Annotated in this window: 17 protein-coding genes and 1 pseudogene; 11 read left to right on the forward strand and 7 right to left on the reverse strand. The window is 65.2% G+C overall.

The window, feature by feature from the left end; all coding sequences use genetic code 11:
* The 4 genes and pseudogenes from HYH08_RS37495 to HYH08_RS18105 form a co-directional block, all read left to right on the forward strand.
* A pseudogene (locus tag HYH08_RS37495) lies at positions 1-86 on the forward strand (chemotaxis protein CheW); the annotation flags it as partial.
* Positions 87-159: 73 nt separating this feature from the next.
* Positions 160-525 (forward strand): response regulator, encoded by a 366-nt coding sequence (locus HYH08_RS18095; protein WP_008138864.1) that lies wholly within the window; start codon positions 160-162, stop codon positions 523-525.
* Between the two features lie 75 nt (positions 526-600).
* On the forward strand, positions 601-1,794 hold the full coding sequence (locus tag HYH08_RS18100; RefSeq protein WP_220011160.1) for a protein-glutamate methylesterase/protein-glutamine glutaminase: 1,194 nt from the start codon (positions 601-603) through the stop codon (positions 1,792-1,794).
* Positions 1,791-2,663, forward strand: coding sequence for a CheR family methyltransferase (locus HYH08_RS18105; RefSeq protein ID WP_220011161.1), 873 nt, complete (start codon positions 1,791-1,793; stop codon positions 2,661-2,663). Before HYH08_RS18100 ends, HYH08_RS18105 begins: the two co-directional genes overlap by 4 nt.
* A gap of 159 nt (positions 2,664-2,822) precedes the next feature.
* Here the strand turns inward: HYH08_RS18105 and HYH08_RS18110 are convergent, their stop codons facing one another.
* The 4 genes from HYH08_RS18110 to ctrA form a co-directional block, all read right to left on the reverse strand.
* Entirely contained in the window at positions 2,823-3,983 is a 1,161-nt protein-coding gene (locus HYH08_RS18110) for a glutathionylspermidine synthase family protein (RefSeq protein WP_220011162.1), read from the reverse strand.
* 3 nt (positions 3,984-3,986) lie between these two features.
* Positions 3,987-4,388: a hypothetical protein gene (locus HYH08_RS18115; RefSeq protein WP_220011163.1), complete on the reverse strand. Its 402-nt coding sequence runs from the start codon at positions 4,386-4,388 to the stop codon at positions 3,987-3,989.
* 1 nt (position 4,389) lies between these two features.
* A complete protein-coding gene (locus HYH08_RS18120; RefSeq protein WP_220011164.1) occupies positions 4,390-4,794 on the reverse strand; it encodes a DUF350 domain-containing protein in 405 nt (134 codons plus the stop codon).
* Positions 4,795-4,958: 164 nt separating this feature from the next.
* Positions 4,959-5,660: a response regulator transcription factor CtrA gene (ctrA, locus tag HYH08_RS18125; protein WP_008138878.1), complete on the reverse strand. Its 702-nt coding sequence runs from the start codon at positions 5,658-5,660 to the stop codon at positions 4,959-4,961.
* Positions 5,661-6,076: 416 nt separating this feature from the next.
* Here ctrA and fliI point away from each other — a divergent pair, with 416 nt between their 5' ends.
* The 6 genes from fliI (at position 6,077) to HYH08_RS18155 (ending at position 12,559) form a co-directional block, all read left to right on the forward strand.
* Positions 6,077-7,402, forward strand: a complete 1,326-nt coding sequence (gene fliI, locus HYH08_RS18130; protein ID WP_220011165.1) for a flagellar protein export ATPase FliI — start codon at positions 6,077-6,079, stop codon at positions 7,400-7,402.
* A gap of 133 nt (positions 7,403-7,535) precedes the next feature.
* Positions 7,536-7,955: a flagellar export protein FliJ gene (fliJ, locus tag HYH08_RS18135; protein ID WP_008138882.1), complete on the forward strand. Its 420-nt coding sequence runs from the start codon at positions 7,536-7,538 to the stop codon at positions 7,953-7,955.
* A 344-nt stretch (positions 7,956-8,299) separates the two neighbouring features.
* The gene (locus HYH08_RS18140; protein ID WP_220011166.1) at positions 8,300-8,845 is read left to right on the forward strand and encodes a sigma-70 family RNA polymerase sigma factor; all 546 of its coding nucleotides are present in this window, start codon (positions 8,300-8,302) and stop codon (positions 8,843-8,845) included.
* Between the two features lie 182 nt (positions 8,846-9,027).
* On the forward strand, positions 9,028-10,089 hold the full coding sequence (locus HYH08_RS18145; RefSeq protein ID WP_220011352.1) for an anti-sigma factor: 1,062 nt from the start codon (positions 9,028-9,030) through the stop codon (positions 10,087-10,089).
* 176 nt (positions 10,090-10,265) lie between these two features.
* The gene (locus tag HYH08_RS18150) at positions 10,266-11,225 is read left to right on the forward strand and encodes a helix-turn-helix transcriptional regulator (RefSeq protein WP_220011167.1); all 960 of its coding nucleotides are present in this window, start codon (positions 10,266-10,268) and stop codon (positions 11,223-11,225) included.
* A gap of 116 nt (positions 11,226-11,341) precedes the next feature.
* Positions 11,342-12,559, forward strand: coding sequence for an NAD(P)/FAD-dependent oxidoreductase (locus HYH08_RS18155; RefSeq protein ID WP_220011168.1), 1,218 nt, complete (start codon positions 11,342-11,344; stop codon positions 12,557-12,559).
* A 63-nt stretch (positions 12,560-12,622) separates the two neighbouring features.
* Here HYH08_RS18155 and HYH08_RS18160 read toward each other — a convergent pair whose 3' ends face one another.
* Positions 12,623-13,546, reverse strand: coding sequence for a LysR substrate-binding domain-containing protein (locus HYH08_RS18160; protein ID WP_220011353.1), 924 nt, complete (start codon positions 13,544-13,546; stop codon positions 12,623-12,625).
* A 301-nt stretch (positions 13,547-13,847) separates the two neighbouring features.
* Between HYH08_RS18160 and HYH08_RS18165 the strand changes: the two genes are divergently transcribed.
* Positions 13,848-14,666: an alpha/beta fold hydrolase gene (locus HYH08_RS18165; RefSeq protein WP_220011169.1), complete on the forward strand. Its 819-nt coding sequence runs from the start codon at positions 13,848-13,850 to the stop codon at positions 14,664-14,666.
* A 112-nt stretch (positions 14,667-14,778) separates the two neighbouring features.
* On the opposite strand, the gene HYH08_RS18170 is transcribed toward HYH08_RS18165, so the two are convergent.
* Both HYH08_RS18170 and HYH08_RS18175 read right to left on the reverse strand, forming a co-directional pair.
* On the reverse strand, positions 14,779-17,232 hold the full coding sequence (locus HYH08_RS18170) for a response regulator (protein ID WP_349631438.1): 2,454 nt from the start codon (positions 17,230-17,232) through the stop codon (positions 14,779-14,781).
* Positions 17,233-17,321: 89 nt separating this feature from the next.
* Positions 17,322-18,836, reverse strand: coding sequence for an ATPase domain-containing protein (locus tag HYH08_RS18175; RefSeq protein ID WP_220011355.1), 1,515 nt, complete (start codon positions 18,834-18,836; stop codon positions 17,322-17,324).
* Positions 18,837-19,129 lie beyond the last annotated feature (293 nt).

Consider the following 19,129-nt stretch of genomic DNA (forward strand, 5'->3'; position numbering starts at 1 on the left):
GCGTCCACCGTCTCGACGGCCAGCTCATGGTCGTCCTCGACGTCGATCGCGTCCTCGAGCTCGCGCCCGAGATGATGGCGGCCTGATACGGCGGCATCGCCGCCGACGTGCCGGCAATTGGAAGTGCCCCCGCACAGGGGGAAGGAAGCAGAGGTTCACATGCGAACTTGTCTCGTCGTTGATGATTCCAGCGTCATCCGCAAGGTTGCGCGCCGGATCCTGGAGGGCCTCGACTTCCAGATTCTCGAAGCCGAGGACGGTGAGAAGGCGCTCGAGGCCTGCAAGCGCGGCTTGCCCGATGCGGTGCTGCTCGACTGGAATATGCCGATCATGGACGGCTACGAGTTCCTTGGTCATCTGCGCCGCATGCCCGGCGGCGACCAGCCGAAGGTGGTGTTCTGCACCACAGAGAACGACGTCGCGCACATCGCGCGTGCGCTGCATGCCGGCGCCAACGAATACATCATGAAGCCCTTCGACAAGGACATCGTGACGGCGAAATTCCAGGAAGTCGGACTTATCTAAGCGAACACCCGGAGGCTGAACGGATCCTTCGGCGATTGTTTTCAACTGAACCGTTTCAGCCTGAGTTGGTGAGTAATGAGTGTTGCCTTCGCTGGGAATTCGACCACGAGTCCATCGCGCGAAGCCGGGCCGCTGCGGGTGATGATCGTTGACGACTCCGTCGTCATCCGCGGTCTGATCTCGCGCTGGATCGGAGCCGAGCATGACATGGAGGTCGCGGCTTCGCTGCGCACCGGGCTCGAGGCGGTCAACCAGCTCGAACGCATCAATCCCGACGTGGCCGTGCTCGACATCGAAATGCCCGAGCTCGACGGCATCTCGGCGTTGCCGCAATTGCTGGCGAAGAAGCGCGATCTCGTCATCATCATGGCTTCGACGCTGACCCGCCGCAACGCGGAGATCAGCTTCAAGGCGCTGTCGCTCGGTGCGGCGGATTACATTCCGAAGCCGGAATCGACGCGCGAGGCCTCGGCCGCGGACATCTTCCATCACGACCTGATCCAGAAGATCCGTCACCTCGGCGCACGCCTGCGCCGCAAGCCCGCGGTCGCAAGCCCACCGCTCGCGCCTGCGAGCCCGGCACCGGCCGCGCGTGCTCCGATTGTTGCACGGCCTGCTGCGCCGGCTCCGGCAATGCCTGCGCCGTCGTCGGGGGCGCTGTCGACGCGCCCGTTCTCGTCTCAGGCCCCGAAGGTGCTGCTGATCGGCTCCTCGACCGGCGGCCCGCAGGCGCTGATGGCGCTCGTCACCGAACTCGGCCCGGTCATCGACCGTTTCCCGGTGCTGATCACCCAGCACATGCCGCCGACCTTCACGACCATTCTGGCCGAGCATCTGGCGCGCGCGAGCCGCAAGCCGGCGGCCGAGGCGGTCGATGGCGAGCCGGTGAAGCCGGGGCGGATCTATCTCGCGCCGGGCGGCAAGCACATGCGCGTCGTGCGCAGCGGCGCCGACGTCGCGATCGCACTCGACGACGGCCCTGCCGTCAATTTCTGCAAGCCCGCGGTCGATCCGCTGTTCACCTCCGCCATCGACATCTGGCACGGCAACATTCTCTCGGTGATCCTGACGGGCATGGGCTCGGACGGCATGCGTGGCGGCAAGGATATCGTCGCCGCCGGCGGCAGCGTGATCGCGCAGGACGAAGCCTCCAGCGTGGTCTGGGGCATGCCGGGCGCTGCGGCCAATGCCGGCATCTGCGCGGCGATCCTGCCGCTCAACCAGATCGGCGCCAAGGTCAACCGCCTGTTCGCGGGAGACCGCTCGTGACGCCTGCAGATTACGACTATCTGCGCAAGTTCCTGAAAGAGCGCTCCGGTCTCGATCTGTCGCCCGACAAGCAATATCTGGTCGAGAGCAGGCTGTTGCCGCTCGCCCGCAAGGCGAGCCTTCCCGGGATCCCCGATCTCGTGCTGAAGATCCGGAACGGCGACGGCCGGCTCGCGACCGATGTGGTCGAAGCGATGACCACCAACGAGACCTTCTTCTATCGCGACAAGATCCCGTTCGATCATTTGCGCGAAACCATCTTGCCGGGCCTAATCAAGGCGCGCGCCGCGCGCAAGAGCCTGCGGATCTGGTCGGCGGCCTCCTCGACGGGGCAGGAGCCCTATTCGATCGCGATGTGCGTGAAGGAGATGGGCGCGGCCTTTGCCGGCTGGCGCATCGAGATCGTCGCCACGGATCTCTCGCAGGAAGTGCTGGAGAAATCCAAAGCCGGCCTCTACAGCCAGTTCGAGGTGCAGCGCGGCCTGCCGATCCAGCACTTGATGAAGTATTTTACGCAAACCGGCGAGCTCTGGCAGCTCAATGCCGAGATTCGCGCGATGGTGCAGTTCCGCCAGCTCAACCTGCTGCAGGACTTCTCCCATCTCGGCACGTTCGACGTGATCTTCTGCCGCAACGTGCTGATCTATTTCGATCAGGACACCAAGGCGGTGATCTTCGAGCGCATGGCGAAGACCATGGAGGCCGACGGCACGCTGCTGCTCGGCGCCGCCGAATCCGTCGTCGGCATCACCGATGCGTTCCGCCCGATCGCCGATCGCCGCGGCCTCTACCAGCTCAATCCCGCACGCTCGGGTCGCCCGATGGGCGGTTTGATGCCGCAGCCGCTGAAGCTCGCCGCGGCGAGGTGAGCTTCCCGTCATTCCGGGGCCGCGCGTCAGCGCGGAGCCCGGAATCCATAACCACAGGCCATGGTAACAGGCAGGCGGTTGGACGTGGCGCCACTCGATCGGCTTGTGGTTATGGATTCCGGGCTCGCGACTTCGTCGCGCCCCGGAATGACGAGCCCTTCACAAAATCGCATGCGGCAGAAACCGCGAGCCGTTGCCGGTGATCGGGCTCTCATCCTCGCGGATCGACAGGCCGCACGGCTCGTGGTTCACCAGCCAGCTTCCCACCACCACGTAATTGCCTGAGAAGTTCGGCAGCGGCGACAGCGCCTGTCGCACAAAACCTTCCGCGCCGTAAGGGCCGGGCTGCGCGTCGAGCGCCGTGCCGCCTGAGACCAGCGTGACATTGGCGCCTTCGCGCGACAGCAGTGGTTTCCGCACGTAGCTCGTCCCGAGCTCGGCTGCTCGCGCGTCGTCCTCGAAGAAAGCCGGCAGCAGATTGGGATGGTTCGGAAACATCTCCCACAGCAGCGGCAATATGCCCTTGTTGGACAACACCGCCTTCCATGGCGGCTCGATCCAACGCGTCGGCGCGTCCTTGAGCTTGGCGCCGAAAGCGTCGTGGAACATCCATTCCCAGGGATAGAGCTTGAAGACGAGCTCCATGTCATTGTCGTCGAGATCGACGAAGCCGCCTGCCGCATCGCGCCAGCCGATCTCTTCGATATCGAGCAGCGTGGTCGAGAGCCTCGCCTGGCGCGCGGTGTCTTCGAGATAAGCCAGCGTGCCGGCATCCTCGACATTGCCGGTGGTGCCGGTGAGATGGAGATGCCGGCCTGCGGCAATCTCCTTCCACGCTGCGATCAGCCGCTCATGGATGGAGTTGAACTGGTCGGCGCGTGCAGGGATGATGCGGCGTTCGATCGCCTGCTCGAGCCAGGTCCATTGAAACACCGCGGCCTCGAAGATCGAGGTCGGCGTATCCGCGTTGTATTCGAGCAGCTTTGCCGGCGACTTTCCGTCGTATGTCAGGTCGAGCCGGCCGTAGAGGCTGCGGTCGTCGCGCTCCCAACTCTCGGCGATCAGGCTCCAGAACGCTTCGGGGATCTGCAGGCGACGCAGATGCCGTTCGTCATGGATCACGCGGCCGGCAAGCTCCAGGCACATTGCGTCGATCTCGCCGGTCGGCGTCTCAATGCCGCGCTCGATCTCGTCGAGCGTAAAACCGTAATAGGCTCGCTCGTCCCAATAGCGCTCGCCGCCGATGGTGTGGAAGACAAAGCCGCATTGCGCCGCGGTCTCTCGCCAGTCATCGCGTTCGAGACAGGTGATGCGCTGCATGGATCAGCCGCCACCTGAGAAGCCATGGCCGAACGAGCCGAAGCCGCCGCGGCTGACGCTGCTGTGGCCGGCGTCGGATGATGTGCTTGACGACGAGTGGCTCGATGAATCGCTGCTGTAGAAGCTCGATCGCGAGGACGAGCCCGAGCCGCCGCTGCCGCCCGACGAACTGCTGCCGCTGCTGGTGCAATTCGTGACCGTCTGTCCTGGCGCGGCTCCGGGCGTGGGCTCGCAGGTCTGCCGCGGCATCAGCGTGTAGGCGGTGGCGCCGACCGCGATGGTGCCCATCACCAGCAGCGCGACATGGCCGGAGCGTTTCACCGGCTCGCGCGGCGGCAGCGGCAGGTCTGCCGGCAGGCGCGGCCTGCGCTTGCCGAACTCCTTGTTGGTGGGTTTCTCCGCCATGTCAGTAGATCATGCAGGCGGCGTTCAACAGGCCGGCCGCGAGCGAGGACAGCCCGAGCCAGATCGCCGGCGCAAGTTCGCCGTCGGCAATCCGCGCCGACAGGTTCGGCACCGGTAGCTTGACGATGAAGAACACGATGATCTGCACGATCAGCGCGATCGTTGCCCAGATCAGGCAGTCCAGCACATTGGCCGAATGCGCGATGGCGCTGACCAGCGGCGCCACGAAGCCGAGCAGGCTGAGCCCGAGCGCAATCGCCGCGGCCGGATCGTCGTCCCGGATCAGCTGGAACTCGTTATGTGGGGTGATGCGGGTATAGACCAACAGATACGCCACGATCGCGACGAGGCCTGTGCAGAAATAGACCAGGAAGGCGGGCAGGCCGGCCAGTGATTGCAGGATCATCGTTCCCCCATCATGCAGCGACCATTCGTCGGCGGGGGGAGCGTAGCGGTTCAAACCTTAAGCTTCGGATGAAGTAGTCCTGCAAAAACAAAACCCCGCCATTTGCGGCGGGGTCCAGGCTGGGAGGAGCGAGCCGGGCTGGCTCGCGACGTAAACCCAGAAGATCAGGCGGGGATGCGCTCTTCGTGCTCGTGCGGCTCGCGCAGCACGTAGCCGCGGCCCCACACGGTCTCGATGAAGTTGCGGCCCTCGGAGGCGTTGGCCAGCTTCTTGCGGAGCTTGCAGATGAAGACGTCGATGATCTTCAGCTCGGGCTCGTCCATGCCGCCATAGAGGTGGTTGAGGAACATTTCCTTGGTGAGGGTGGTACCCTTGCGGAGCGAGAGCAGCTCCAGCATCTGGTATTCCTTACCCGTGAGGTGCACGCGCTGGCCGCCGACTTCGACCGTCTTGGTGTCGAGGTTGACGACGAGGTCGCCGGTCTGGATGACCGACTGGGCGTGACCCTTGGACCGGCGCACGATCGCGTGGATGCGGGCGACCAGTTCGTCCTTGTGGAAGGGCTTGGTCATGTAGTCGTCGGCGCCGACGCCGAGACCCTTGACCTTGTCCTCGATGCCGGCGAGGCCGGAGAGGATCAGAATCGGTGTCTTGATCTTGGAGACCCGGAGCTGCTTGAGCACGTCGTAACCCGACATGTCCGGCAGGTTGAGATCGAGAAGAATGATGTCGTAATCGTATAATTTACCGAGATCGACGCCTTCTTCCCCCAAATCGGTCGTGTAGACGTTGAAGCTCTCAGACTTCAGCATCAGCTCGATCGACTGCGCGACGGCGCTGTCATCTTCAATCAGCAAAACGCGCATGCCAGTTCCCCATAGTCGCCGCTCCTGGGCGTCAGGTCGGCCGCATTCGCGGCACTCAACAAAACGCCTTTGAACAACTGATTCGGATCCTGACAACAGATGGTTAACAAATCCTGATTCTGGAACGCAAGTCCCCCCGGTGCAATTTTTCTCGAATCGCCCTAAGGTCTTGTGCGTGAAGCAGCTTTCGTTATCCGGTTCCGTTCAAGTTCCACTTTAAGAGACGGGCCTAACCGACTCCCGCGACTCAGCCTTCTTCTGAAGGGGAGCCACGCTCAGTCACAAAGACAGTGACGCAATGATTAATGATGCGGGTAAACACGAAGTTAAGCGGCGTTCAGAAATATGGCGAAACTTAAGGGTTTTACCGTGAGGGCCCGGATGCCGCAGCCGACCACCTTGCCGAAGGCCCTCACATGAAGGCTTTGGCCGAACAGATCGGCGACATCGACGGCGTCAATATCTATGGCCGTGTGGTCGGCGTACGCGGCCTGATGGTCGAGGTAGCCGGACCCATTCACGCGATGTCGGTCGGCGCGCGGCTCGTGATCGAGACCGGCGCGAACCGCTCGATCCCCTGCGAGGTGATCGGCTTCTCCGGCAACAACGCTGTCGTGATGCCGTTCGCCGGTCTCGATGGTGTGCGCCGCGGCTGCAAGGCCGTCATCGCCAACGCTGCCAACCAGGTGCGTCCGTCATCGGCGTGGCTTGGCCGTGTCGTCAATGCGCTCGGCGAGCCGATCGACGGCAAGGGGCCGTTGCCGCAGGGATCCTCGCCGATGCCGTTCCGCAATACGCCGCCGCCGGCGCATTCGAGGAAGCGCGTCGGCGCGCCGCTCGATCTCGGCGTGCGCGCGATGAACACCTTCCTCACCTGCTGCCGCGGCCAGCGCATGGGCATCTTCGCCGGTTCCGGCGTCGGCAAATCGGTGCTGCTCTCGATGCTCGCGCGCAATGTCGATGCCGCCGTCAGCGTCATCGGGCTGATCGGCGAACGCGGCCGCGAGGTGCAGGAATTCCTGCAGGACGACCTTGGTGAAGAAGGCCTGGCGCGCTCCGTCGTCGTGGTCGCGACGTCGGACGAGCCGGCGCTGATGCGACGGCAGGCGGCGTATCTGACGCTCGCGGTCGCCGAATATTTTCGCGACGAGAACCAGGACGTGCTCTGCCTGATGGACTCGGTGACGCGCTTTGCCATGGCCCAGCGCGAGATCGGCCTGTCCGCCGGCGAGCCGCCGACCGCCAAGGGCTATACGCCGACCGTCTTCACCGAGCTGCCGAAGCTTCTCGAACGCGCCGGGCCGGGCTTAGGGGAGGGCGCGATCACCGCGATCTTCACGGTGCTGGTCGACGGCGACGATCACAACGAGCCGATCGCGGACGCCGTCCGCGGCATCCTCGACGGCCATATCGTGATGCAGCGCTCGATCGCCGAGCGCGGCCGCTACCCCGCCATCAACATCCTCAAATCGGTCTCGCGCACCATGCCGAAATCGGCCGATCCGCAGTTCTGGCCGGTCATCCAGAAAGCGCGGGCGGTGATGGCGACCTATGCCGACATGGAGGAATTGATCCGGCTCGGGGCCTACCGCGCCGGCTCCAGCCCCGAGGTCGACGAGGCGATCCGGCTGCACGAGCCGCTGGAAGCCTTCCTGCGGCAGCGCAAGGACGAAAATGCCTCACTCGCGGAGGGCTACCGCCAATTGGCGCAAATCATCGGTAATTTGGAAACGGAACGCTAACTTTGTCCCGTCATCATCCGATCCCACAGAGTAGCAGAGCCGGTCTTGGCCCCCGTCGGGCCAGTGGGGAGACCGGTGACGTCCCAATGTGTGTCTGTCTTGCAGCCAAGGGACTTCTGGGGAGTATGAGTCGATGAAGTCACGAGATACCCTCATCCGCCTGAAGAAGTTTCAGGTCGACGAGAAGCGCCGCCGGGTCACCCAGATCGAGACCATGATCGCCGACTTCCAGCGGATGTCGACCGATCTCGAACGCGAGATCACGACCGAGCAGGAGCGCGCCGGGATCAACGATCCCTCGCATTTCGCCTATCCGACCTATGCCAAGGCCGCGATCCAGCGCCGCGAGAACCTGACCCGCTCGGCCGACGAGCTCAAGGGCCAGCTCGACGAAGCCAAGGCCGCTCTGGCCGAGGCCTTCGAGGAGCTGAAGAAGGTCGAGCTGCTCGATGAGCGCGACCAGGCCCGCGAGCGCGCCGAAGAGAACGCCCGCGAGCAGGCCGACCTCGACAGCATCGGCCTGATGCGCGCCCGCATCGGCGCCGTCGCCTGAGCGATCGGCGCCGTCGCGTAAAGCGGCCGCCAGCAGTAAACCAGCGCGAGAATTTGCCGAACCCGGACCGCAAGGTCCGGGTTTTCGCATGTGCTATCCACAGTGCGGCGCCGGCCCCCTTGGTGAGGGGCTTTGCTGCGCGCTATGGTGGCGGGAATGAATGCTAGGCCAGCGACGGCGGTGTCCACCTCTCCCTTGGGAGAGGTCGGCGCGGAGCGCCGGGTGAGGGGTGACGGTCTCCCGTTAGCCTCCCGCCCCCTCACCCGATTTGCTGCGCAAATCGACCTCTCCCCGACGGGGAGAGGTGAAGAGAGATGCGACGGGGCCGCGCGTTGGGGGGCTGAATGCTGACGCCAGCAGAGCTGGTCGGGCTGATAGGGGAGGTCGCCAAAGGCGACCAGGCCGCGTTCGAGCGCCTGTATGTCGCAACGCGCGCGAAACTTTACGGCGTCGTGCTCCGTATCTTGCGCCGACAGGATCTCGCAGAGGAGGTCATTCAGGAGACCTACGTCAAGATCTGGAACTCCGCCGGCCAGTTCAATCCGGCCCTGTCGTCGCCGATCACGTGGATGGTGGCGATTGCGCGCAACCGTGCGATCGACATCGTGCGCAAGAAATCGGAAGTCTCCATCGAGGAAGAGCCTCAGGCGATGGAGGTCGCAAGCGATAGCCCGGACCCGCTGTCGCGCCGCGAGATGACCGAGGAGCTGAAGCGGCTCCTGGAATGTATCGGCCGGCTCGAGCCGGACCGTCAGAGGCTCGTGCTTCTCGCCTATTACAACGGCTGGAGCCGCGAGCAATTGGCGGAGAAATTTGCCGCGCCCGTCAACACCGTGAAGACGTGGCTGCGGCGCAGCATGCTGGATATCCGGGAGTGCCTCGGGCTTTAGAGGATGACGAGAGTGGCACGAACCAGAGCGGCAAATGCAGTCCACCTCTCCCCGTCGGGGAGAGGTCGGCGCGTAGCGCCGGGTGAGGGGCCGCAGGTTTCACGAGAGAGCGTGACCCCTCACCCGGACCGCGTCTTGCGACGCGATCCGACCTCTCCCTTCGGGAGAGGTGAAAGAGAGTGATGGCCTACAGCGAGGACCATATCGCGCTCGCCGCGGAATATGCGCTCGGTACGCTCGATGCCGACGAGCGCGCGCAGGTCGAGACCATGATGGCGGTGGACACGGCGTTCGCCGACATCGTTCAGGGCTGGGCCTACCGGCTCGGTGTCCTCAACCAGATGGTCGGCACCATCGAGCCGCGTCCGATCGTGTGGGAGAACATCACGGCCGAGCTCGCGCGGACGAACTTTGCGCAGGAACAGCCTGCGCCGCCGGACGTCGCGCCGCCTCCGCCGCCACCCGTGACGGAGACGTCTTCGCTCGAAGCGGTGCAGCCGGAGCCGTCATCGGACAGCACGGAGCAACCGGCTCCGCAGCCTCCCGAGGCCGAGCAACCCGGCGCCGCGCAGCCGGAGCCCGATGCAATCCCCGAGATCGCGCCGGTCTTCATGCCGCAGGTCCATGCGCCCGATCCTGACGTCGTGCGAGCGCCATCACCGCCGGTCGCCGACAACAGCAATGTGATCCGGCTCGAGGGCCGCGTGAAGCGCTGGCGCACCATCGCGTCTGCCGTCGGTGCGCTTGCCGCCGCGCTGCTGGTGACGTTGTCGCTGCAGATCTTCCGGCCCGACGCGTTGCCGGGCGCGTTGCGTCCGCCACCGCGCATCCAGACGGTCGAGGTCAAGACGCCGGCGCCGCTCGCCTCGTCGCAATTCGTCGCGCTGCTGCAGGGACAGGGCGGCGGCCCCGCTTTCATTCTCACGGTGGACGGCGCCACCCGGAATTTCACCGTGCGCAAGGTCGGCGCGACGCCGGAGCCCGGCAAGAGCTTCGAGCTCTGGCTGATCTCCGACAAGCTGCCGCGCCCGCGCTCGCTGGGCGTGATCGGTGCGGGCGATTTCACGGCGCGTCCGGTGCTCGGCGCCTACGATGCCGACGTCGTCAACGACGCGACCTATGCCGTCACCGTCGAGCAGGCCGGCGGCTCGCCCGACGGCAATCCGCACTCCGCGCCGGTCTTCACCGGCAAGCTGATCGAGACCGTGCCGCCGGCGCAGCCGCAGGTTCCGGCGAGGAAGTAGGTGCCGGGCTATAGGACCTTGTTCCTGTCGCTACCGTCCATCCCCGCCGTCGCAATCCGACAAGTCCCGCCAAATCCATCCCCGATTTGAACCTACGTCCATTCCGCGGCGTCAAATGCCCGGAATTTGCAGTCGGCACCGCCGTTCATGGCGCCGGAGAAGGGGCTAGAAATCAAATGGATGCAGCAAGGGCGCCGGGCATCTTCGTCCACCAATATGCGGGCCTGCCGCAGGGGCCGGCTTTCGAACAGTGGCGCGAGCGGGCGTTCGGGTCGTGCGGCCTCGACATCGGGCCGAGCCATGGCGACAGCATCGATTGCCGGCTCCAGGTCAGCGTGGTCGACAACATCGCGCTCGCCATTCCCGAAGGCGCCTCCGCGCAATATACCCGAACCCAGAGCCACCTTGCCGACGGCAGCGACGATCTCGTGCTGATCTCGGCCCATGCGGGCCTCGTCCGCGTCGGGCAGAACGGCCATACCCTGGAGCTCGCACCCACGCAGATGGTGCTCGTCGACATGGCCGTCACCGGCACCGTCGGCCACACCGATGACGATCGCTTCACCACCATCCGCATGCCGCGCCGCGCGCTGCTCGACATCAATCCGCGTGCCGAGGAGAAGCTGTCGCAAGTGCTCTCCGACGGTGCGGTCGCCGAGACCATTTTCCGCTACCATTCGCTCGCAGCCAACCACGCGCCGCATCTGGATGCCGTCGGCCAGCGCCTGACCGCGCAGCACATGGTCGATCTCGTCGGCCTCCTGCTCGGCACCGATGCGGAGCACGCGGCCCTCGCACGCGGTCGCGGCCACGCGGCGGCTCGTCTTGATATCATGCGCGCCGACGTGATGGCCGCGCTCGGCCGCAACGATCTCTGCCTGTCCGAAGTTGCGACGCGCTCCGGCCTCAGCCCGCGCCAGGCGCAGCGTCTGTTCGAGCAGGCCGGCACCACCTTCACCGAGTTCGTGCTGGAGCAGCGCCTGCTGCAGGCGCGCAAGCTGCTCGGCGATCCCCGCGCGCGAACGCGCAAGATCAGCGACATCGCGCATTCCTCGGGCTTTTCCGATCTGTCCTATTTCAACCGCGCCTTCCGCAAGCGCTTTGGCGCGACGCCGTCGGAACTGCGCGAAGCCTGACGCCCGATTTTGTACGGCGGCACGCCGCTGCGGCAGTTGGTCGACAGGGACGATTGCGCTATATTGATCTGCGCGGGCAGCCCGCAGGACACCCTTGGAAAGCAGCGTAGGCGGACATGGCGCGTATCGTCGTGCTCGGCGCCGGATTTGCAGGCCTGTGGGCGGCGATCGGCGCCGCGCGCAAGCGCGCCGAGATCGGTGCCGACCGCGACATCGAAATTCACGTCGTCGACCGTAATCCCTATCACAACATCCGTGTGCGCAATTACGAGGTGGATCTCAGCGAGGTCGCACTGCCGCTGCCGCAATTGCTCGATCCGATCGGCGTCACGCACGGTATCGGCGAGGTCGAGGCCATCGATCCTCTGCGGCGCGAGATATCGCTGGTCACCAGCGGTGGCGAGGAGACGCTGGCCTATGACCGCCTGGTGCTTGCGCTCGGCAGCGAGGTGTTGCGGCCGGACATTTTGGGCCTCTCCGAGCACGCCTTCGATGTCGATACTTACGCCGCGGCGCTTCGCCTCGAAGATCATCTCGCCTCGCTCGGGCGCAGCGCGCCGTCGCCGGGACGTTCGACGGTCGTGGTGGTCGGCGCCGGCTTCACCGGCATCGAGGTTGCGGCCGAGATGCCGCGAAAGCTCGCGCGCGCCGGCATCACCGGCAGCCGCCGCATCATCCTGGTCGATCCCAATGCGGCTGTCGGCGCCAGCATCGGCGCGCAGGCGCGTCCCGCCATCGAGACGGCGTTGGCCTCGCTCGACGTCGAGATGCGGCTCGGCGTGCGCGTGGTCTCGATCGAAGCCGCCGGCATCCATCTCAGTTCGGGCGAGTTCATCCCGACGCAGACGGTGATCTGGTGCGCGGGCATGCGGGCGAGCCGGCTGGCCGAAAACTTTCCCGGCGCGCGCGATCGTCTCGGCCGCCTTCTGGTCGATCCCTTTATGCGTGTTGCGGATGTCGGCGGGGTGTTCGCGGCCGGCGACGTCGCCTCAAGCGTGATCGACGGGCTGCATCCGACCGTGATGTCCTGCCAGTTCGCCCGGCCCATGGGCCGCTTCGCCGGCCACAACGTCGTCGCCGATCTCGCCGGCCTGCCGATGCTGCCGCTGCGGATCGACTGGTATGTGACCGTGCTCGATCTCGGCGGCTGGGGGGCTCTCTACACGGAGGGCTGGGATCGCGAGGTGCGCAGCACAGGCGCGGCCGCGAAGGCGACCAAAGAGACCATCAACCGCAGGCGCATCTATCCGCCGCGCGATGGCAGCAAGGACGATCTGTTCGCGGCGGCCGCGCCGATCGTGCAAGCGCCGCCGCCGACCTATAGGGCGCGGTAGCTGACGTTGCAGTTGGCTGCAGAGGTCGGCACATGAGTCGCGGCAGACGTCCAACACCGCTGCCTATGGAGCTTCAACGTATCGGATGATGCTCTGGTTCTGGACGTTTGCGACCAATTCATCCGCGCGGGACAAAAGACGGCGGAGCAAGGGCGACGAATTTGCCCGATTGTATCCCAGCGCCAGATCGACCGTCGGCGTGCCGCCGTCGAGCGCCCTGGCGACGACGTTCGGCGCCAGCATGTTCTGCGCGTAGAGGGGGACGAGGCTGATTCCGCCCGTGGAGGCCACGAGCGACATCGCCGATGATATGTTTTCGCCTTCGTACTTCGCCTTGAGGGCAATGCCGACCCGGGATGCGTAATTCTGTATGACCTCCTGCAGGACCGGCGACGTTCTTGCCGAGCTGACATAGATCTCGCGGGCGAGATCCTGCGGGCGAATCTTCTTGCGCGATGCCAGGCGGTGTTCGGCCGGCAGCACGGCGATCAAGGGCTCCTTCGCCAATATCTTGTAGACCACGCCCTCGTTGTCCTTCTCGGGGCGAAGGAAGGCGATGTCGAGCTTTCCCCGCATCAGTGCCAGCGCGAGCTCCGGCGACGACTGCGTGCTGAGCGTGACGTCGACGTCGGGCGCTTCCTCGCGAAGGATGCGCAGCAGCTGGGGGAGCCACATCACCTCCAGCCCGACGAGAAAGCCCATCGAGAGGACCGGCCGTTGCGGTTGCGCCGTCTGCCGCGCGCCTTCCGTTGCGGCCTCGACCTGCAGCAGCGCCAGCCGCGCATGATCGAGAAACACGCGTCCGGCGGCGGTCAGCGTCACGCCGCGCGCCTGGCGCTCCAACAGCTGCACGCCGATCTCGGCTTCGAGATCGCGGATCTGCCGGCTCAGCGACGGCTGCGAGGTGTGCAGTCGCCGCTCGGCCGCGGTCAGCAGGCTGCCTTCTTCGGCGACGGCAACGAAATAGCGCAGGTGCCGGAGCTCCATGATCCCTCGTATATCTTCCAGGCATAGCTTGAAGCCTACAAGGTCTTGGTCATCGGCCAAAGAGCGATTTACCGTTTCGCACGCCAACCAAGAACGGACAAACAACAATGTCGAGCACGAAGCCAGCATCGTCTTCTGCCGCGACCGAGCAGCGCGATCGCGTCGACGATCGGGTGTTGAAGGCAAGGGCTCGCCAGGGCCTCTATTCGAAAACGCCCGAAAATTGAGTCACGCGCGGCTCAAGGGATCAACTGATCCCTATCTTCAATAAAATGTCTAACAGCGTAGATGGAGCACCTCGATGGCCACGATCACGACGACAGACGGCGTAAACATCTTCTACAAGGATTGGGGATCTGGTCAGCCGATCGTTTTCAGCCACGGTTGGCCGCTGACAGCGGACGACTGGGATGCCCAGATGATGTTCTTCCTTCATCACGGGTATCGTGTGATCGCGCACGACCGGCGCGGCCACGGCCGGTCCGACCAGCCCGCGACCGGCAACGACATGGACCATTGGGTTGAGGACCTCGCGGCCCTGACGGAACACCTCAACCTGCGTGACGCGATCCATATCGGGCATTCGACAGGTTGCGGTGAGGTCGCTCGCTATGTCGCCCGCCACCCGCAGCGCGTCGCAAAGGCGGTGCTGGTCGCTTCACTGACGCCGAACATGTACCGGAGCGAGGAGAACCCGTCCGGTCAGCCGCCGGAGTGGTTCGAAGCGATCCGGGCAGGCATGCTGGGAAACCGATCGGAGTTCTACCGGTTCGTCCCCGAGAATCCGTTCTATGGCTACAACCTGGAGGGAGCGAAGCCTTCGGAGGCGGTCATCGCGAATTGGTGGCGCCAGGGCATGGCTGGCGGTGCCCTCGCTCATTACGCAACCGTCGACTCCTGGCTTGAAGATTATACCGAAGACCTCAAGAAGATCACCGTGCCGTTGCTGGTGATGCATGGCGAGGCCGATCAAATCGTCCCCTTCAAGAGTACCGTGCCGCGTGCGCTCGACCTGCTCAAGAACGGGTCGCTGAAGACTTATCCCGGTTACCCCCATGGCATGCTGACCACGCATGCGGATGTCCTCAACCCCGACCTGCTCTCGTTCATCAGGTCCTGACGACATCTCTCCTGTGTCATCGCCCGTGTGTTTGGGGCCGTAGATTCAGGAGAGATTGGGTTTCGTCGTGACGACGAAAGCGCAGGATGGCGCCGCGCCGCTGAAAAGGCGGTTACGGGAGATCCGCAAGACGCTTGGCCCGCATCACACGCCGCAGCACGCGCGACAGCTCCTCGGCCGCATAAGGCTTCTGCACGAGGTCGAAGCCGTGCCGCCCCTCTTCGGCGAGGACTTCGCTGTAACCCGAGGTCAGCACCACCGGCACTTTGGGGTGCCGGCGCCGGATCTCCCGGCCGAGCTCAACCCCGTTCATTCCAGGCATGATCACGTCGGAGAACACCACGTCGAACCTGTCGGCCTCGTCGAGCAGCCTGAGCGCCTCGGTCGCATTCGTCGCCAGGGTCGTGTCGTAGCCGAGGTCTGTCAGGATCTGGGTCGAGGAACGTCCAACCTCGACGTTGTCTTCCACCACGAGAACGCGGGGACCGCGGTCGCGCTCGGCCTGCGCGTCGTCCTGATTGAGGTCGATCTCGGTCCGGTCCTTGTCCGAAGCTGCCTCGTGCGCGGCCCGAGGCAAATAGAGCGTAAACGTGGTGCCCCGGCCCACCTCGCTTGTGACCGCGACATCGCCGCCCGATTGCTTGGCAAAGCCGTAGACCTGGCTGAGGCCGAGGCCCGTGCCCTTGCCCACTTCCTTGGTTGTGAAGAATGGCTCGAAGACATGCGCGAGCTTGTCAGCCGGGATACCTGAGCCTGAATCGGTCAGTGACACCGCGACGAAAGGGGCGGGATTGCCGGCGTGCCCGCGGACAGCCGGCATGGCGGCGATATCTTCGATGCGGATGTGCAGGGTGCCTTCGCCCTTCATCGCGTCGCGCGCGTTCACGGCCATATTGACCAGCGCCGTCTCGAATTGACTGGCATCCGCCTCGACGGGACAGCTCTCGCGCGGCATCTCCGTCTCGATCCGGATGCGGGATCCCACGATCGTGCGGAGCATGTCGCTGATCGCCTTCACGCGTTCGGATGCGTCGAACACCTCGGGCTTGAGCGCCTGGCGGCGGGCGAACGCGAGAAGCTGACCGGTCAGCTTCGCGGCCCGGTCCACGGTGTTGGAGATCGCGTCGACATAGCGGCGCCGGCGCTCCTCGGCGAGACCTGGACGGCGCAACAAATCGGTGGAGCTCTTGATGATGGTCAGCAGATTGTTGAAGTCGTGCGCCACGCCGCCTGTGAGCTGGCCCACCGCTTCCATTTTCTGGGCTTGCCGCAGGGCTTCCTCGGCGTTCATCAGCTCGGCGGTCCGCTCCGTGACGCGCCGTTCCAGCGAGGCGGCGAGCTCCCGGATCTCCTGCTCGGCGCGCCGGCGCTCGACGGCGGTTCTTGTGCGCTCGGCAACTTCCCGGATCAACTCGAGCTCGTCCGGCGTCCACTCGCGCGCGGTCGCGTGATTGAGGTAGAGGAGCGCGACGATCCCGCCCTGTTCGGTCACGGGCATGTTCACGACGGATTGTGCGCTGATCGCCTTGAGGGCGTCGGCGGTCGCAGCGGTTCGCGGGTCCTTTTCGGCATCGGGAAACACCACCGTCTCGCCGCGCTTGAGATCATCGATATACGAGCCGTAGTCGCGAAAGTGCAGGACGCCGGCGAGGCTCTTGATTCCGGGGGCATTCCAGTCGCGCTCGATCCTGATCGTCTCGGCCGCCTTGTCGATCGTGCCGTAGCCTGCCCGGCTCACGCCGAGCGTACGCCCAAGGATCTCGGCCGCCGCATAGGAGAGCTCGGCCGGATCCTCGATGTCGCGGATGCGGTCGGACAGTTCGAGGAGAGCGACGCGGCGCGCTTCGGCCAGCCGCCGGTCCGTCTCGTCGCGCGCGATCTTGATGAACCCTCGCTCCCGACCCAAATCGTCAGGCCGCAACGGCCGCATCGACCCTCTCAGGAACACACGCGAACCGTCAGCGCGCAGATGCCAGCGCTCGTCGGGAGCGAAGCCCTTGCTGCGTGCCGTTGCAACCTCGGCCTCGGGCTGCCCCGATGCCCGGTCCTCGGGCAAGAAGATCGCGTCGGCCGAGTGGCCCATCATCTCGGCAGCCGTCCAGCCGAAGATCGTCTCCGCGCCTACGGACCAACTCGTGACTCTTCGCTCCTGGTCGGTGGTGATGATGGCATAGTCCTCGGCGCTGTCGACGACGAGCCGGAGTCTCTCTTCGCCTGCCCGCAGGGATTCCAGCCTGGCGCGGGCCTCGTATTGACGGCGCCGGCTGCGCAGGGCGGAGCGCGCGAGGCTGACGAGGGTGGTCGGGTGAAAGGGCCGCTCCAGGAATGTGACGTTGCCCAGCAGTTCGAGAAAACGTTGCGCGGCCGGATTGCGCTCCAACCCTCCGCCGCCCGTCGTCAGCAGCACGAAGGGCATGTCCGACCAGTCTTCCTGATTGTCCAGCCAGGCACCGAGCGGCGCGAGATCCGCCGTGGCCAATGCTTCCTCGGTGACTACGACGAAGCCGGCGCCTGCATCGAGTTCGGCGATGAGCGTGGGCAGTGAAGGGCAGGCGTCGGCGGTCACACCGGCCTCCCGCAGGATCCCCGATGCAATGACAGCGTCGCGTCCCCGCGGCGCGAGAACGAGCGCTCGCTCCGAAACCGTGCTGCGCTTCACGTTTCCCCCGCCCTGAGCAGCTGCGCCGCGTCTCCGACCAGCGCAGGTATACCGCTCAGGACACCCTGGAAGTTGGTCAGTGGGCCGCCCAATGTGAGGCCGCGTCGATCGATCAGGAACTCCCGGATCGTGTCCTCATGGGGCCCGGTGCGCTTCTTGACGACCGACATCGCCCGGCGCACGCGACCGACCGCCTCGAAATAGCGCAGCAGGATCACCGTGTCCGCCAGATAGGTGACGTCCACCGGAACGCGCATGTCGCCGACGAGCCCGTGCTGCGCGACGGTCAGGAATGTCGTGGCGCCCTGGCGGTTCAAATATTGCAGGAGTTCGTGCATGTGAAGGACCAGCGCCTGCTCGCCGGGCATGGCGGCCTGGAAGCCGTTGAGGCTGTCGATGACCACCGTCTGGGCGCCGTGAAGCTCGACGCAGCGGCGCACGCGCGCGGAGAACTCGCCGGGCGTCAGCTCGGCGGCGTCGATTTGCTCGATGACCAGTTGGTCGGCGTCGACCAGCGCCTGAAGATTGATGTCGAGGCCTTTCGCGCGCTCGAACAGCACACCCAGCTCCTCGTCGAAGACGAACATGGCGGCGCGCTCGCCGCGATGTGCGGCCCCCTGGACGAAGCTGAGCGCAAGCAGCGATTTGCCCGCTCCCGTCGGACCGAGGATGAGAACGCTCGTGCCACGCTCGATTCCTCCGCCGAGGAGGGCATCCAGTTCGCCGGATTCGGTCGTGAGAAGGTCACGCGTGTAATCCGCCTTGTGCTCGGCCGAGACGAGCCGCGGGAAGACCTGCACGCCGCCTTTCGCGATGGCAAAGTCGTGGAAGCCGCCACGAAAAGGCCGCCCGCGATATTTGATCACGCGCATCCGCCGCCGCTCCGCGCCATATTCGGGCGCGGTTTCCTCCAGGCGGATCACGCCGTGAGCGACGGAATGCACCGTCTTGTCATTCAGATCGGTGGTGAGATCGTCGAGCAGAAGAACGGTCGCGTCGAGTCCCGCAAAATAGTGCTTCAGGCTCAGGATCTGCCGCCGGTAGCGCAGCGAACTCTGCGCGAGCAGCCTGATCTCCGAGAGGCTGTCGAGCACGAGCCTTTGCGGCTTCATGCGCTCGACCCTCTCGAAGATACGCTTCGTCGTCTCGCCGAGCTCCAGATCGGAGGAATAAAGCAGGCTCTGCTGCTGGTCCTCGTCGAGCAGGTTCTCTGGCGGGATGAGCTCGAAGACCTCGACGCCCGACAAATCCCACCCGTGGGAGGTCGCGCCGTCGCGGAGCTCGGCCTCGCTCTCGGACAGGGTGATGTAAAGGCAGCGTTCGCCGGCCGCGGCTCCCGCGATCAGGAACTGGGTCGCAACTGTCGTCTTACCGGTACCTGGCGCACCTTCGAGCAGGAATGCGCGCCCGCGCTGAAATCCGCCACCGAGGACGTCATCCAGCCCCTCGATGCCTGTGCTTGCCTGGCGCTCGACCCGTTGTGACACGCTGTTGTCCTTCACCCTTGTCATGCATTCGCCGCCCGCGAGCGAGCGGACTGGTCGGCAGGAATGGAGCGGCTGGCGCAAAGCACCCCCGCGGTGGCGGAATTGGTCGTCAATTGGGAAGGTCGGCGAACGAGCTCGCCCCCCGAAGGAACAAACGCCTACGCCCCAAGCTGGGTTCCCGCGCCACGTAGCCGGGAACCACCTACCAGCGAGCAATTAGACCTCGGGTGCTGGCGAACCGATTCGAATCCGGCGGGGGGCGCCCGACGCAAGCTGATGTTGAGGATCGCCCATCTGTTTCGGTCAAATGGTGTTCC

Source organism: Bradyrhizobium sp. BR 10289 (genome assembly GCF_019455385.1).
Classification (GTDB): Bacteria; Pseudomonadota; Alphaproteobacteria; order Rhizobiales; family Xanthobacteraceae; genus Bradyrhizobium.

Coding starts and splice junctions, on each gene's coding strand:
- HYH08_RS18155 (WP_220011168.1), top strand. CDS start 11,342: ATGGCGCGTATCGTCGTGCTCGGCGCCGGATTTGCAGGCCTGTGGGCG.
- HYH08_RS18110 (WP_220011162.1), bottom strand. CDS start 3,983: ATGCAGCGCATCACCTGTCTCGAACGCGATGACTGGCGAGAGACCGCG.
- fliJ (WP_008138882.1), top strand. CDS start 7,536: ATGAAGTCACGAGATACCCTCATCCGCCTGAAGAAGTTTCAGGTCGAC.
- fliI (WP_220011165.1), top strand. CDS start 6,077: ATGAAGGCTTTGGCCGAACAGATCGGCGACATCGACGGCGTCAATATC.
- HYH08_RS18095 (WP_008138864.1), top strand. CDS start 160: ATGCGAACTTGTCTCGTCGTTGATGATTCCAGCGTCATCCGCAAGGTT.
- HYH08_RS18100 (WP_220011160.1), top strand. CDS start 601: ATGAGTGTTGCCTTCGCTGGGAATTCGACCACGAGTCCATCGCGCGAA.
- HYH08_RS18175 (WP_220011355.1), bottom strand. CDS start 18,836: ATGACAAGGGTGAAGGACAACAGCGTGTCACAACGGGTCGAGCGCCAG.
- HYH08_RS18145 (WP_220011352.1), top strand. CDS start 9,028: ATGGCCTACAGCGAGGACCATATCGCGCTCGCCGCGGAATATGCGCTC.
- HYH08_RS18115 (WP_220011163.1), bottom strand. CDS start 4,388: ATGGCGGAGAAACCCACCAACAAGGAGTTCGGCAAGCGCAGGCCGCGC.
- HYH08_RS18140 (WP_220011166.1), top strand. CDS start 8,300: ATGCTGACGCCAGCAGAGCTGGTCGGGCTGATAGGGGAGGTCGCCAAA.
- HYH08_RS18160 (WP_220011353.1), bottom strand. CDS start 13,546: ATGGAGCTCCGGCACCTGCGCTATTTCGTTGCCGTCGCCGAAGAAGGC.
- HYH08_RS18165 (WP_220011169.1), top strand. CDS start 13,848: ATGGCCACGATCACGACGACAGACGGCGTAAACATCTTCTACAAGGAT.
- HYH08_RS18150 (WP_220011167.1), top strand. CDS start 10,266: ATGGATGCAGCAAGGGCGCCGGGCATCTTCGTCCACCAATATGCGGGC.
- HYH08_RS18120 (WP_220011164.1), bottom strand. CDS start 4,794: ATGATCCTGCAATCACTGGCCGGCCTGCCCGCCTTCCTGGTCTATTTC.
- ctrA (WP_008138878.1), bottom strand. CDS start 5,660: ATGCGCGTTTTGCTGATTGAAGATGACAGCGCCGTCGCGCAGTCGATC.